Consider the following 14,017-nt stretch of genomic DNA (forward strand, 5'->3'; position numbering starts at 1 on the left):
CGTTGCGCCTTTCCTGCCGATGTCGCGCGCCGAGATGGACGCGCTGGGCTGGGACCAGTGCGACGTCATCCTCGTCACGGGCGACGCCTACATCGACCATCCGAGCTTCGGCATGGCCCTGGTCGGCCGCCTGCTCGAAGCGCAGGGCTATCGCGTCGGCATCATCAGCCAGCCGGACTGGCTGTCGGCCGACGCCTTCCGCATCCTCGGCAAGCCGCGCCTGTACTACGGCATTACCGCCGGCAACATGGACTCGATGGTCAACCAGTACACGGCCGACCGCAAGATCCGCTCCGACGACGCCTACACGGCCAACGCGGAACCGAACAAGCGCCCGGACCGCGCCGTCACCGTGTACGCCCAGCGCGCGCGCGAAGCGTACCCCGACGTGCCCATCGTCATCGGCAGCATCGAAGCATCGCTGCGCCGCATCGCCCATTACGATTACTGGTCGGACAAGGTCCGCCGTTCCGTCTTGCCCGATTCCAAGGCCGATTTGTTGATCTTCGGCAATGCCGAGCGGGCGCTGGTCGACCTTACGCACCGCCTGGCCGCTGGCGAACACATCAAGGATATCCGCGACTTGCGCGGCACGGCCTTCATGGTGCCGTCCGGCTGGCTGCCTGGCGACGACTGGGGCGTGCACAATTCCACCCGCGTCGACGTGCCAGGCAAGATCGATCCACACTACAGCCCGTACGAGATGGTGCAGGAAGACAAGACCGCCTGCGCCACGGAAAACGCGTCGAAATCGGCCGAGGTCATCAAGCCGATCCGCATCATGAGCCGCGAAGAGCGCCTGGCCATGGCCAAGGAAAAGCACGACAAGACGGTGGTGCGCCTGCCCGCCTACGACGTCGTCAAGGATGACCCCGTCATGTATGCGCACGCTTCGCGCGTGTTCCACCTGGAATCGAATCCCGGCAATGCACGCGCCATGGTGCAGGCGCACGGCGAACGCGACGTGTGGCTCAATCCGCCGCCGCTGCCGCTGGCCATGGACGAGATGGATGGCGTGTACGACATGAATTACGCGCGCGCGCCGCACCCGAGCTATGGCAAGGCGCATATCCCGGCCTGGGAAATGATACGCTTCTCCGTCAACATCATGCGCGGCTGCTTCGGCGGCTGCACCTTCTGCTCGATCACCGAGCACGAAGGCCGCATCATCCAGAGCCGTTCGGAACCGTCGATTTTGCGCGAGATTGAGCATATCCGCGATAAAACCAAAGGCTTTACGGGCACCATTTCCGATATGGGTGGCCCGACGGCGAATATGTACCGCCTGGCGTGCAAGGAAAAAGAGATCGAAGTCTCGTGCCGCCGCCTGTCCTGCGTCTACCCGTCCATCTGCGTCAACCTGGGCACGGACCACAGCAAGCTGATCTCGCTGTACCGCAAGGCGCGTGCCATTCCGGGCATCAAGAAAGTGCTGATCAGCTCGGGCTTGCGCTACGACCTGGCCGTGCGTTCGCCCGAGTATGTGAAGGAACTGGTGACGCACCACGTCGGCGGCTTGCTGAAGATCGCGCCCGAGCACACGGAAGAGGGCACCTTGTCGAAGATGATGAAGCCCGGCATCGGCGCCTACGATGAATTCAAGGAAATGTTCGACCGTTTCTCCTTGGAAGCGGGCAAGAAGCAATACCTGATTCCGTACTTCATCGCCGCCCACCCGGGCACGACGGACGTGGACATGCTGAACCTGGCCCTGTGGCTGAAGAAAAACAATTTCAAGCTGGACCAGGTGCAAACCTTCATGCCCACGCCGATGGCCATGGCCACGACGATGTACCACACGCGCAAGAATCCGCTGCGCAAGGTCACGGCCGACTCGGAAGTGGTGGAAACGGCGCGCAGCGGCAAGATCCGCCGCACGCATAAAGCCTTCCTGCGCTACCAGGACCCGGCCAACTGGCCGATCCTGCGCGAAGCGCTGGTGAACATGGGCCGTGGCGACCTGATCGGCAATGGCGACAAGCATCTGATCCCCGCCTGGACGTCGTCGGAGTCGGGCGGCCTGGCTGCTGGCGAACGCAGCCGCCAGACGCATGGCGCCGGCACGCCGGACAAGTTCAAGGTGGCGCCAGGCAAGAGCCGCATCGCCCTGGGCGGCACGGCGGCCGCGCCAAAGGCCACGGCTGTCGAGTCGAAAGTGCGTCCATCGATCCTGTCGACCATCAAGACCAAGGCCAAGCCGGCCGCCGTGCCGATGGGCCGTGGCAGCAAGCCACCGGCCAAGGGCGGCCATGGCGCGCAGGCGCGCGGCGGTCGCAAGTAGGTCGCAAGTCAGGCATTCCGCGCCGATCCTGGCGCCGGACGATGCACAACCCGGCAACGCAGCCTGCGTTGCCGGGTTTTTTTATGCGCCGCGCCGACCCGGACGTGCATGGCAGGCGGGAAAATTTTTTACCAATATTTAAAAATTGGATAGAGCAAAAGGCAATTTTCCCTTGTGGCAACTAGTGGTTTGAAAATATACTCGCTGAATATTTAGCCGTACGGCAACAAAGCTGTAATTCTGGCAATCGCCGAATGCAGGCGGCTCCAGCGTTTATATGAAAAGAGATGCCAATTGAAATGCCTTTCCTGCCAGGCCGAGAATAAGCCGGGCGCCAAATTCTGTTCTTCCTGCGGCACGACGTTTGCCGCTGCCGTGCCCGTGCAGGGCAAATCCTGTGGCCAGTGCGGCCATGACTGCAAGCCGGACGCCAAGTTCTGCCCCAGGTGCGCGTTCAGTTTTGGCGTTGCCGCGCCTGCCGTGGCCGCGCCGCCCGCCGCTGCATCCGTGCCGCCGCCGCTGCCCGAACCTGTCTTCACGCCAGCTTCTGAGCCCGCTATCGGGCCGGTGATGGAGCCGGTTGCGGAAACCGCTCCGGAAACCGCTCCGGAAACCGTTCCGGAAACCGTCGCCGAAGTGCTGGCGCCGGTCGCCGTGCCCCTGAGCCTGAGCAAGTCGCCGCCGCCTCCCGCGCTGGAGAAGCGCATTGCCGAGCCTGTTCACGCACCGGAGCCAGAACCTGCACCTGAGGCAGTACGCGTGCCTGCGCCCGTACCTGAGCCTGAAGCGCTGCCTGAACCTGCGCCTGAATCTGCGCCCGCTGACGGCAAGCGTAGCAAGCTGATCGCTGTCGCCGCTGCGGCGTTGGTGCTGGCCGCCGCTGCCGGTGCTTATTACTACATGTCAGGCATCCCGTCCGCATCAGTGCCTGCGGCGGACGCTGTTCCGGCGGCGCTGGCCACCACGGACGCGGCGCCAGTGGCGGAGGCGCCGCTGGACATCAGCGATCAGGCCCTCGATGGCGTCACGGCGGCCGAGCCTGCCGCGACGCCCGCCGTGGCCGAACCGGCGCCGGCGCCAGTCCCGGTTTCCGCCCCTGTACCAGTCCCCGCGCCCGCGCCGCTGCCGGCGCCAGCACCGGTGCCCGTCGTGGAAAAGCCCGTCAAACCCGTCAAGGTGGCACCGCCGGCCGCGCCTGCCAGCAAGCCGTCCGGTCTCGAAGGCGTGATCACGGACAGCCTGTCGGAAGCGAGCCACTGCATGAGCCAACGCAAGTATGACTGCGCCATCGCCAACGCGAATGCCGTGCTGCGCATGGACACGGGCAACCGCTACGCGCTCGACATCAAGCGCAAGGCGAAAGAGGCGCAAGACAAGGCGCTGTCGCAAATCCAGATCGAGTAAGCCGCGCGCCTTGCCTTCCATTCCTATTTTGATCTTTCCGGAGAATAACGTGAAAAACTTGAAACAAATGGCCAAGCCCCTGGTGGCGATGCTGGTCGTATCCTCGATGCTGGCCGGTTGCGCCGCGCCGGGCGGCCCTGGCGCCACCGGCAATACCACCACCGCAGGCACGGAAGCGGCCAGCGGCGAATGCAATACGGCCATGCTGGCCGGCATCGGCGCCGTCGTCGGCGGCTTGCTGGGCGGCGGCAACAACACGGTGCGCGGCGCGGCCCTGGGCGCCAGCCTGGGCGCGCTTGCCTGCGTGGCCTTGAATTATCAAAGCCAGCAAGTCAAGACGGCGCAGCAGGTGCAGAGCGATTACAAGGTAGCCAACAAGGGCAAGCTGCCTGAGCAGTCGACCCTGGTGAAATACGAAACGGGCTTTACGCCGGCCTCCGTGCGTCCGGGCCAGAAGGCGCAGACCAATTCGTATATCGAAGTGGCCGCCGGCACGCGCGATCCGAACCCGCTGGTGGAAGAGGAATTGAGCCTGTACAAGCCAAATGGCGACTTGATCAAAACCGTGCGCAAGGTGGTCAGCAGCAACAACGGCAGCGGCGCCTACAAGGGCGGCTTCTCGATTCCCATGCCGGAAGGCGTGCCACAGGGCATTTATCCCGTCCGCACGGCCCTGTACCTGAATAACAAGCGCGTTGGCGGCCAGGACGTCAAGTTGCAGATCGTCCAGCGCCAAACGCCTGCAGCGGAGCTGCAGCTGGCGCGCGCGTACTAAGCTCGCCGTCAAAACTGATTGCCACGGGCGGCCAGGCTGGCCGCCCTATCCCGATTCACCCCATCCAGGCCTTACATGACCATTTCCAACGAAGCACATCAACCCCTGCCGTTTTCCTCCGCCCTCGGTTCGCTGATCGAAGCGACCGATGCCATCAAGAACTTCCGCGCGATTGCCCTGCTGGCCCTGACCTTCATCGGCGCCGTGCTCGTCGGCGGCGTCCTGACAATGCTCGCCGGCAGCATGAGTAGTGTCGTGCTGGCTTTCCTGGGCGGCTTGATGGCCTTCCTCGTGATGTTTTACGGCTCCAACGCCGTCGGCATCATGCTGATGCGCGATGCGCAGGGCCAGCCTGGCATGAGCCTGGTTGATGCCGTGCTCGTCTCGCTGTACACGAGCCACCGCCTGATCGCCGTCTTCATCATCGAATTCCTCATCGTGCTGGCGGCCATGATCGTCATCGCCATCATCTTGTTTGTGTGCAAGATTCCCGTGCTCGGTCCCGTGCTGTACACGGTTGTCTTCCCCCTCTCGGCCATCGTGCTGGGCGTGCTGGTGTTCGCGCTGTTCTACGTGATGCTGCCGCTGGCCGGCCCTGCCGCCTGGTCGGGCGCCACCGTGTTCCAGATCATTGCCCGCCTGAACCTGATCGTGCGCACCAAGCTGGTGTCGGTGATCTTGCTGGAAGTGCTGCTGTTCCTGATCACCGCGTTTACGGCGCTGCTGATCTTTGGCGTGCTGGGCACGGGCGTGTCGCTGACCAGCGGTATGTCGGCTGGCATCCTCAGCCTGGGCGAGATGAATATGTATGCGCTGGCTGCGGGCCTGGGTCGCGGCGGCTCCGGTTCCGGCTATCTCATCGCAGCCGGTCTCGGCGGCGGCTTGCTGATGGCGGCAGCGGCCGTCGTGCCGGGCCTGATCTTCACCAAGGGCGTGTGCATCATTTACCTGAACGCCACGCGCAATGTCGATTTCAGCGCTTCCGAAGCGAGCCTGAACGACGGCCTGGCCACGGTCAAGAAAAAAGCCGAGGAAGCGCGTGAACGCGCGCGCGCCCTGGCCGAGCAGGCGGCCACGCCCGCCACGCCAGCTGCACCGGCAGCCGCCGCCGCTCCTGCGGCCGAAGGCTTGCAATGCCCGAGCTGCAAGGCGCCGGTCGCGGCCGACGATGCGTTCTGCGGCGAATGCGCGCATAAACTCAAGTAAGGCTGACCATGGCGCAATTCTGTAAAAAGTGCGGCACCGCCCACACGCCCGACGCGCGTTTCTGCGATGAGTGCGGCAACGCCGTGAACACCGCGCCGGCGCCAGCATCGTCGCCTGCAGCGGCGCAGGTGCCGACGCCGGCGCCGGCACTGTCCGGCGTGAAGCGGCGCCACCTCATCCTCGCCGGCGGCGTGCTGGCGGTCGTCGTCGTGGCCGGCGGCGCCCTGGCGTGGCTGCTGGCGCCCGAGGCGGCATCGGCTGGCAGTTTCAGCCGCGCCATCGACGCCCACCTGGCGGCGGACGAGGCGGCGCGCGACAAGCTGCTGTGCCTGTCCAACTTGCCGTACCAGAAGGAAGAAATCCGCGTGGCGTCGTACGACAGTTCCACGCGGCAATGGCTCGATGCGCTCGTGCGTAGCGAGCTGTACACAGGTCCCGTCGAGCAGAGCAGCGGCGGCTGGATCGCGCAATCGCAGTTTGTCTACACGCTGGCCGCCCCCGGCAAGGCGGCCTTGCGCGGCGACAAGCTGTGCGTGGCCAAGGGCGTGAAAGTGGCCAGTGTCAGCGGCTACGAGCAGGTGCGCGAGCTGGGCGGCCAGCAGGTGGCGATGGCCACGGCCAAGCTGGCCTTGACCGATGAGGCGGCGTGGCTTGCCAAGTCGGCGGACCGCGCGCTGATCCTGGAACGCCTGCCGCACGGCGACCTCGAAGTGCAGCTGCCGCTGGCGCTGGTCGACAAGCAGTGGCAAGTCACGGACCGCGTGCAGCTGAACCAGGCGGCCATGGCCATGGCCGCCGCCATCGGACAGTCGCCGGCCGTGCAGGGTGCGGGCATGCTGGACAAGCTGAAAAGCGTGTTCAGCTTTGGCGGCCACCCGCTGGTGGGAAAATGGCAGGCGCCGAGGGGCAATGTCCTGGAATTTACGCGTGACAGCGTCATCGAAAATGGCAAGGTGACCAAGGGCACGTTTACCACCGAAGGCAATGTCGTGACGCTGGCGCCGGAAGGCGCGGGCGGAACGGTCATGCGGATTAGCCTGAGCAACAATAACAACACGGCGCAGGTCAGCCTTGGCGGCATGCGCGTGGGAACCCTGCAGCGCGTGCGCGATTAAGCATTCCGGCGCGGCAGCTTGCTGCCTTGCACCGTCCCAGAGCCCGGCGATGCCGGGCTTTTTTCATGCCGGCATTGCGCTGGGCGGGTATTTATCTTGACATCAAGATAGTTTGCATCCACACTGAATTATCTTAATGTCGAGATAGTCGTATGACCTCTGCTCCTGCCCGCCCCGCCTGGGGCGATATCGTGCTCACGGCGCTGGCGCCCCTGATCTGGGGATCCACGTACATCGTCACATCCGAACTGCTGCCGCCCGACCGTCCCTTCACGGCGGCGCTGATCCGCGTCTTGCCGGCCGGCTTGTTGCTGCTGCTCGTCATGCGGCGCCTGCCGGCGCGGCGCGACTGGGGCAGGGTGCTGATATTGTCCGCGCTGAATATCGGCGTCTTCCAGGCCCTGCTGTTTGTGGCCGCCTACCGCTTGCCCGGTGGCCTGGCGGCCGTGGTGGGCGCCATCCAGCCGCTGCTGGTGATGGGCCTGGCCTGGGGCGTGGAAGGACGCCGTCCGGCCCGCCTGGCCCTGCTGGCCAGCGTGCTGGGCGTGGCCGGCATGGGCGTTTTATTGTTGTCGCCGCGCACGGTGTGGGAACCGGTGGGGATTGCCGCCGCGCTGGGCGGCACGGCCTGCATGGCGGCCGGCACCTATCTGACGCGGCGCTGGAAGCCGGACTTGCCCGTGCTGGCGCTGACGGGCTGGCAATTGCTGCTGGGCGGCCTGATGCTGGCCCCCGTCGCCTGGCTGGCCGATCCTGCGTTGCCGGCCTTGTCGCTGCAGCAAGTGCTGGCTTACGCTTACCTGTGCCTGGCCGGCGCCTTGCTGGCCTACGCGCTGTGGTTTCGCGGCATCGCCCGCCTGTCGCCCGTGGCCGTGTCCTCGCTGGGATTGCTCAGCCCCCTGATGGCCGTCGTGCTGGGCTGGGCCCTGCTGGGCCAGGCCATGACGGGCTGGTCGATGCTGGGCTTGCTGCTGGTGCTGGCCAGTGTGCTGGCCGTGCAGTGGGCCAGCGCCCAATCCGCAACTACGCGCTGATTTTTGCGCAATGCTCCGCAACAGGCTGATGCCATCAGCCTGTTCGCTTCCCTCTGGGCGTCGTCTTTTTGCTGCACCGCACATACAGTTTTGCTTGCACTGGAATGGGGCATTGAGGCACTATTCGCTTCGCGCAAACGTTTGCGCGCCGTGAAATTCCACAAAAGCATGATGTAGACGTGCTTGACCAACAACTCTGGAGACGCTCATGACATCCCGTATTCGCCTGAAAATGATTGCCGCCGCTGTCCTGGTGTGTGCCTTGCCCGCCGTGCCGGCGATGGCGCAGACACCTGCCAAACCGAAGGTGGCGCTGGTGATGAAGTCGCTCGCCAATGAATTCTTCCTGACCATGGAAAACGGCGCCAAGGCGCACCAGAAGGCGAATGCCGCCAAGTACGACCTGCTGTCGAACGGCATCAAGGATGAAACGGATACGTCGAGCCAGATCAAGCTGGTCGAGCAGATGATCGTCTCGCGCGTGAACGCGCTGGTGATCGCGCCGGCCGATTCGAAAGCGCTGGTGCCGGTGCTGAAGAAAGCCATCGACGCGGGCATCATCGTCGTCAATATCGACAACAAGCTCGACGCGGGCGCCTTGAAAGAGAAGGGCATCACCGTGCCGTTCGTCGGCCCGGACAACCGCAAGGGCGCCAAGGTGGTCGGCGATTACCTGGCCAAGCAGATCAAGAAGGGCGACCCGGTCGGCATCATCGAAGGCGTGTCCACCACGTATAACGCGCAGCAGCGCACCCTGGGCTTCCAGGACGCCATGAACGCGGCCGGTGCAAAAGTCGTCAGCGTGCAGTCGGGCCAGTGGGAAATCGCCCCCGCCAACACGGTGGCGGCCGCCATGCTGAATGCCAACCCGAATATCAAGGCTTTGCTGTGCGGTAACGACAACATGGCCATCGGCGCCATTTCCGCCATCAAGGCGGCCGGCAAGACGGGCAAGGTCCTCGTCGTCGGCTACGACAACATCAACGCCATCAAGCCGATGCTGGCCGATGGCCGCGTGCTGGCTACCGCCGACCAGTTCGGTTCGCAGCAAGCCGTGTTCGGCATCGACACCGTGCTGAAAGCGCTGGCGCAGAAGAAGAAACAGGCCGAGCTCGGTGGCGTCATCGAAACCAAGGTCGAACTGGTCGCCAAGGGCGCCCAGTCCTGATCGTCTGATCCCGCCGGGGCCGGCGCCTGCCTACTCATGCGAGTAGGTGGCGCCGGCCCCGCCGCCACCATCGCGGAGTTTTATCATGCCTACCGACATCCCCCCGGCGCCAGCCGCCATCCCCTTGTTAACGCTCGATAATATCGGCAAGTCCTATGTCGGCCCCGTGCTGGGCGGCGTGGCCCTGCGCTTCGCCCCTGGCCAGGTGCTGGCGCTGACGGGAGAAAATGGCGCCGGCAAGAGTACCTTGTCGAAGATCATCTGCGGCCTGGAGCAAGCCACCACGGGCACCATGCTGCTCGACGGCAAGCCTTACCAGCCCGCCTCGCGCGGCGCCGCCGAGGCGCTGGGCATCCGCATGGTGATGCAGGAACTCAATCTGATTCCCACCCTGTCGATCGCGGAAAACCTGTACTTGAAAAACCTGCCGCAGCGCTTCGGCTTCATCGACCGCGCCCGCCTCGAGCGCGATGCGCGCGAGCAGATGGAAAAAGTGGGCTTGGGCGGACTCGACCCGTGGACACTCGTCGGTGCGCTCGGCATCGGTCACCAGCAGATGATCGAGATCGCGCGCAACCTGATCGGTTCCTGCCGCTTGCTGGTGCTGGATGAACCGACGGCCATGCTGACGCACCGCGAAGTGGAATTGCTGTTCCTGCAGATCGAGCGCCTGAAGGCCGAAGGCGTGTGCATCATCTATATTTCGCACCGCCTGGAAGAACTCAAGCGCGTGGCCGACCGCATCGCCGTGCTGCGCGATGGCCAGCTCGTGTGCGACGACGACATCGCGGGCCATTCCGCCGCCGACCTGGTCAGCCTGATGGTGGGCCGTTCGGCCGACGACGCCGTCGACCTGAGCGGGCGCACCATCGGCGCGCCGCTGCTGCGCGTGCGCGGCCTGGCGCGCGGCAAGGTGGTCCACCCCACCTCGTTCGACTTGCGCGCGGGCGAAATCCTCGGCATCGCCGGCCTGATCGGCTCGGGCCGCACGGAATTGCTGCGTTTGATCTTCGGCGCCGACCGCGCCGACGCCGGTGCCGTGTACCTTGGCGACAGCGAGGTGCCCGCCGCCTTGCACTCGCCGCAGGCGGCAGTGAAAGCCGGCATCGCCATGATCACGGAAGACCGCAAGGGACAGGGCTTGTTGCTGCGCCAATCCATCGCCGTCAACACGACCCTGGCGTCGCTCGACTCCGTCAGTGGCGCCGGCTGGCTCAATGACGCGGCCGAAGCGTCGGTGGCCGACGACTATATCCAGCGCCTGGGCATCCGCTCGCGCAACAGCGCGCAAACGGTGGCCGAGCTCTCTGGCGGCAACCAGCAAAAGGTGGTGATCGCCCGCTGGCTGTACCGCGACTGCCCCGTCATGCTGTTCGATGAACCCACGCGCGGCATCGATATCGGCGCCAAGTTTGATATTTATCAGGTGCTGGCCGAACAGGCACGCCAGGGCAAGGGCCTCGTCATCGTGTCGAGCGACTTGCGCGAACTGATGCTGATCTGCGACCGCATCGCCGTCATGAGCGCGGGCAGCATCGTCGACACCTTCGAGCGCGGCGCCTGGAGCCAGGACGCGCTGCTGTCGGCCGCCTTCTCCGGCTATTTGACTCCTACTTCCACTCCAGCTGCGGCCTGATCCGCCGGAAAGATTCCCATGACCACCAACTCCTCTCCTTCGTATCTGCAGCGCAGCCTGGCCGACCTGAAAAACTATGCGGGCCTGATCGGCGCCCTGCTGGCCATGTGCGTGCTGTTCTCGTTCGCCAGCGAAAACTTCTTCACGCTGGCCACCCTCAGCACCCTGTCGAACAACATCCCGACCCTGGTGGTGATGGCCGTCGGCATGACCTTCGTGCTGATCATCGGCGGCATCGACCTGTCGGTCGGCTCCGTCATGGCGCTGGCCGCCTCCGTGCTGTCGCTGGCCGTCGTGCACTGGGGCTGGCCCGTGTGGAGCGCGGCCCTGCTGGGCATGTTCGTCGCCGCCCTGTGCGGCGCCACCACGGGCCTGATTTCCGTCGGCTGGCGCATCCCCTCGTTCATCGTTTCGCTGGGCGTGCTGGAAATGGCACGGGGATTGGCGTATCAAGTCACCAACTCGCGCACGGAATACATCGGCAGCGCCGTCGAAGGCATCAGCTCGCCCATCGCCTTCGGCCTGTCGCCCGCCTTCATCGCCTCGATCGCCATCGTCGTCATCGGCCACCTGGTGCTTACGCGCACGGTGCTGGGACGCCACTGGATCGGCATCGGCACGAATGAAGAAGCCGTGCGCTTGTCCGGCATCAACACGAAGCCGTCGAAAGTGCTCGTGTTTGCCTTGATGGGTTTGCTGGCCGGCATCGGCGCCCTGTTCCAGGTGTCGCGCCTGGAAGCGGCCGACCCGAACGGCGGCGTCGGCATGGAATTGCAGGTGATCGCCGCCGTGGTGATCGGCGGCACGAGCCTGATGGGCGGACGCGGTTCCGTCATCAGCACGTTTATCGGCGTGCTGATCATTTCCGTGCTGGAAGCGGGCCTGGCGCAGGTGGGTGTGTCGGAACCGGTGAAACGCATCGTCACGGGCCTGGTGATCGTCGCCGCCGTGGTGCTCGACACCTACCGCCGCCGCGGCGAGCGCGCCTAATCGCGGCAGAAAGCGCGTCCCATGGCAACCATCAAGCAAGTGGCGCAGGCGGCGGGGGTGTCGTTTACCACCGTCTCGCACGTCCTCAACAATACCCGCCCCGTCAGCGACGAGGCGCGCCGCGCCGTGCTGGCGGCGGCGGAACAATTGCATTACGTGCCCAGCGCGCTGGCGCGTTCCCTGCGCAGCCGCAGCACGGGCACCATCGGCCTCATCATCCCCAACAATACGAACCCGTATTTTTCGGAAGTGGCGCGCGGCATCGAAGACAGCTGCTACGCGGCCGGCTACAGCGTGATCTTGTGCAATTCCGATGACGATCCCGTCAAGCAGCGCGATTACCTGAACGTGCTGCTGACCAAGCGCTGCGACGGCCTGATCCTGTCCGCGCTGGCCGACAGCGATGGCGAACTGCTGCGCAAGATGAAGGTCCCGGCCGTGCTGCTCGACCGCGCCCCCAGCGACTTGGCCATCGACGCCGTGGCCGTCGACAACCGCGCCGGCGGTGCCCTGGCCGCGCGCCACCTGCTGGACCTGGGACGCCGGCGCATCGCCTGCATCGCCGGACCCCGCGAAGTGAGCATTTCCAACGAGCGCATCGCTGGCGCACGCGGCGCCATGGCGGAGGCGGGTGCGGTGCTGGAATCGGCCCTGTGCCTGCATAGCGACTTTAGCAGCGCGGGCGGTTATGCGGCCGCGCTCGGCTTGCTGGCGCTGCCGCCAGGCCAGCGCCCGGACGCCCTGTTTTGCTGCAATGACTTGATGGCGTTTGGCGCCCTGCGTGCCGCCGCCGAGCGCGGCATTGCCGTGCCCGGAGAACTGGCCGTCGTCGGCTTCGACGATATCGACCTGGCCAGCTTCGTGCATCCGGCCCTGACCAGCGTGGCGCAAAACACGCGCGAGCTGGGCCACATCACGGCCGCCTGCCTGCTGGCGCGCATCGCCGAACCCGGCTTGCCGCGTCAGCAGCGCAGCATCGCCCCCGAGCTGCACGTGCGCGGCTCCAGCGTGGCGGCCACGCCAGTACCTTTTTCTTTACCTGCAACTGAACTGATGGGAATGACATCATGATCGTGGTTATCGGCAGCATCAATATGGACCTGGTCTTGCGCGTGCCGCGCATGCCCCTCCCCGGCGAAACCCTGACGGGCGGCGCTTTTCGAACCATTCCTGGCGGCAAGGGCGCCAACCAGGCCGTCGCCTGCGCGCGCATGAGCGGCAAGGTCGAGGCGGGCGGCCAGCAAGTGGCCATGGTCGCTTGCGTGGGCGACGACGCCTTCGGCGCCACCCTGCGCGCGGCGCTGGTGGGCGATGGCATCATCGATAGCCACATCAGCACCTTGCCGGGCGTGGCATCCGGCATCGCCTCGATACTCGTCGATGACAACGGCCAGAACAGCATCGTCATCGCCGGCGGCGCCAATGATTTATTGAGCCCCGCGCACATTGACGCGGCGCAAGGCTTGATCGAACAGGCCGACATCGTCGTGCTGCAGCTGGAAACGCCGATGGCCACCGTCGTGCATGCGATCAAGCTGGCCCGCTCGCTGGGCAAGACCATCGTGCTGAATCCGGCGCCGGCCGCCAGCCTGCCGGAAGGCGTGCTGGACCTGGTCGATTACCTGATCCCGAATGAAATCGAAGCGGCCATGCTGGCCGGCGTGAGTCCCGAGTCCGCCATCGACATTCCCGCGCTGGCGGCCGCGCTGCAAAAGCAGGGCAGCGACAACGTCATCATCACCCTCGGTAACAAGGGCGTGCACGCGGCCCTGTATGGCGGCGACACCATGTTCCCGGCCGAAGCCGTGCAAGCCGTCGATACGACGGCCGCCGGCGACACCTTCATCGGCGGTTTCGTCGCGGGCCTGGCGTCTGGCATGGACGAGGCGGAAGCGATCGGCCAGGGCCAGCGCGCTGCCGCCTGGAGCGTCACCAAGCCCGGCGCGCAAACGTCGATCCCTTACCTGCACGAGCTGTTCTGAGACCATGAAAAAATCACCGCTGCTCAATATTGCGTTGTCGCAACTGATCGCTTCGCTCGGTCATGGCGACATGCTCGTCATCGGCGACGCGGGCTTGCCGTCGCAGCCTGGCGTGCCGCTGATCGACCTGGCCCTGACGCGCGGCATTCCCGGCTTCATCGACACCGTGCAGACGGTGCTGAGCGAAATGCAAGTGGAATACCATTTGCTCGCCAGCGAACTGCCGCAGCACAATCCGGCCATGGCGGCCCAGGTGGCGGCGCTCGGCTTGCCCGATGCGCGCCAGGTGACGCACGAGGAGTTCAAGCAGCTGTGCAAGGGCGCGCGCGCCATCGTGCGCACGGGCGAATGCAGTCCGTATGCCAACGTCATCCTGGTGGCTGGCGTCGTGTTTTAGCGCAAAGAAGTGTGAGATTGTTTGCCAAA

General features: G+C 65.2%; 12 protein-coding genes and 1 pseudogene. All 13 read left to right on the forward strand.

Going from position 1 to position 14,017, the window contains the following annotated elements; translation table 11 throughout:
* Nucleotides 1-19 precede the first annotated feature (19 nt).
* The 13 genes and pseudogenes from YQ44_RS27560 to rbsD all read left to right on the forward strand — a co-directional run bounded on the left by YQ44_RS27560 (nucleotide 20) and on the right by rbsD (nucleotide 13,988).
* A complete protein-coding gene (locus tag YQ44_RS27560; protein WP_071326084.1) occupies nucleotides 20-2,281 on the forward strand; it encodes a YgiQ family radical SAM protein in 2,262 nt (753 codons plus the stop codon).
* A gap of 294 nt (nucleotides 2,282-2,575) precedes the next feature.
* A pseudogene (locus YQ44_RS29800) lies at nucleotides 2,576-2,671 on the forward strand (zinc-ribbon domain-containing protein); the annotation flags it as partial.
* Nucleotides 2,672-3,181: 510 nt separating this feature from the next.
* A complete protein-coding gene (locus YQ44_RS29630) occupies nucleotides 3,182-3,685 on the forward strand; it encodes a hypothetical protein (protein WP_156894988.1) in 504 nt (167 codons plus the stop codon).
* 49 nt (nucleotides 3,686-3,734) lie between these two features.
* On the forward strand, nucleotides 3,735-4,460 hold the full coding sequence (locus tag YQ44_RS27575) for a hypothetical protein (protein ID WP_156894989.1): 726 nt from the start codon (nucleotides 3,735-3,737) through the stop codon (nucleotides 4,458-4,460).
* A 75-nt stretch (nucleotides 4,461-4,535) separates the two neighbouring features.
* Nucleotides 4,536-5,666, forward strand: a complete 1,131-nt coding sequence (locus YQ44_RS27580) for a hypothetical protein (RefSeq protein ID WP_071326088.1) — start codon at nucleotides 4,536-4,538, stop codon at nucleotides 5,664-5,666.
* A gap of 83 nt (nucleotides 5,667-5,749) precedes the next feature.
* The gene (locus YQ44_RS27585) at nucleotides 5,750-6,781 is read left to right on the forward strand and encodes a hypothetical protein (RefSeq protein WP_156894990.1); all 1,032 of its coding nucleotides are present in this window, start codon (nucleotides 5,750-5,752) and stop codon (nucleotides 6,779-6,781) included.
* 152 nt (nucleotides 6,782-6,933) lie between these two features.
* A complete protein-coding gene (locus tag YQ44_RS27590; protein WP_071326090.1) occupies nucleotides 6,934-7,815 on the forward strand; it encodes an EamA family transporter in 882 nt (293 codons plus the stop codon).
* A gap of 208 nt (nucleotides 7,816-8,023) precedes the next feature.
* Entirely contained in the window at nucleotides 8,024-8,983 is a 960-nt protein-coding gene (locus YQ44_RS27595) for a sugar ABC transporter substrate-binding protein (protein ID WP_071326091.1), read from the forward strand.
* A gap of 85 nt (nucleotides 8,984-9,068) precedes the next feature.
* Nucleotides 9,069-10,619, forward strand: a complete 1,551-nt coding sequence (locus tag YQ44_RS27600; RefSeq protein ID WP_071326092.1) for a sugar ABC transporter ATP-binding protein — start codon at nucleotides 9,069-9,071, stop codon at nucleotides 10,617-10,619.
* 18 nt (nucleotides 10,620-10,637) lie between these two features.
* Nucleotides 10,638-11,609 carry an ABC transporter permease gene (locus YQ44_RS27605; RefSeq protein WP_071326093.1) on the forward strand — a complete coding sequence of 324 codons (972 nt, stop codon included), beginning with the start codon at nucleotides 10,638-10,640 and terminating at the stop codon, nucleotides 11,607-11,609.
* 21 nt (nucleotides 11,610-11,630) lie between these two features.
* A complete protein-coding gene (locus YQ44_RS27610; protein WP_071326094.1) occupies nucleotides 11,631-12,680 on the forward strand; it encodes a LacI family DNA-binding transcriptional regulator in 1,050 nt (349 codons plus the stop codon).
* Entirely contained in the window at nucleotides 12,677-13,591 is a 915-nt protein-coding gene (gene rbsK / locus YQ44_RS27615) for a ribokinase (protein ID WP_071326095.1), read from the forward strand. The genes YQ44_RS27610 and rbsK overlap by 4 nt, the downstream gene beginning before the upstream one ends.
* A 4-nt stretch (nucleotides 13,592-13,595) precedes the next feature.
* Nucleotides 13,596-13,988, forward strand: coding sequence for a D-ribose pyranase (gene rbsD, locus YQ44_RS27620; protein ID WP_071326096.1), 393 nt, complete (start codon nucleotides 13,596-13,598; stop codon nucleotides 13,986-13,988).
* The last annotated feature ends 29 nt before the right edge of the window (nucleotides 13,989-14,017 follow it).

The organism is Janthinobacterium sp. 1_2014MBL_MicDiv, from assembly GCF_001865675.1.
In the GTDB taxonomy this organism is placed as follows: Bacteria; Pseudomonadota; Gammaproteobacteria; order Burkholderiales; family Burkholderiaceae_D; genus Janthinobacterium.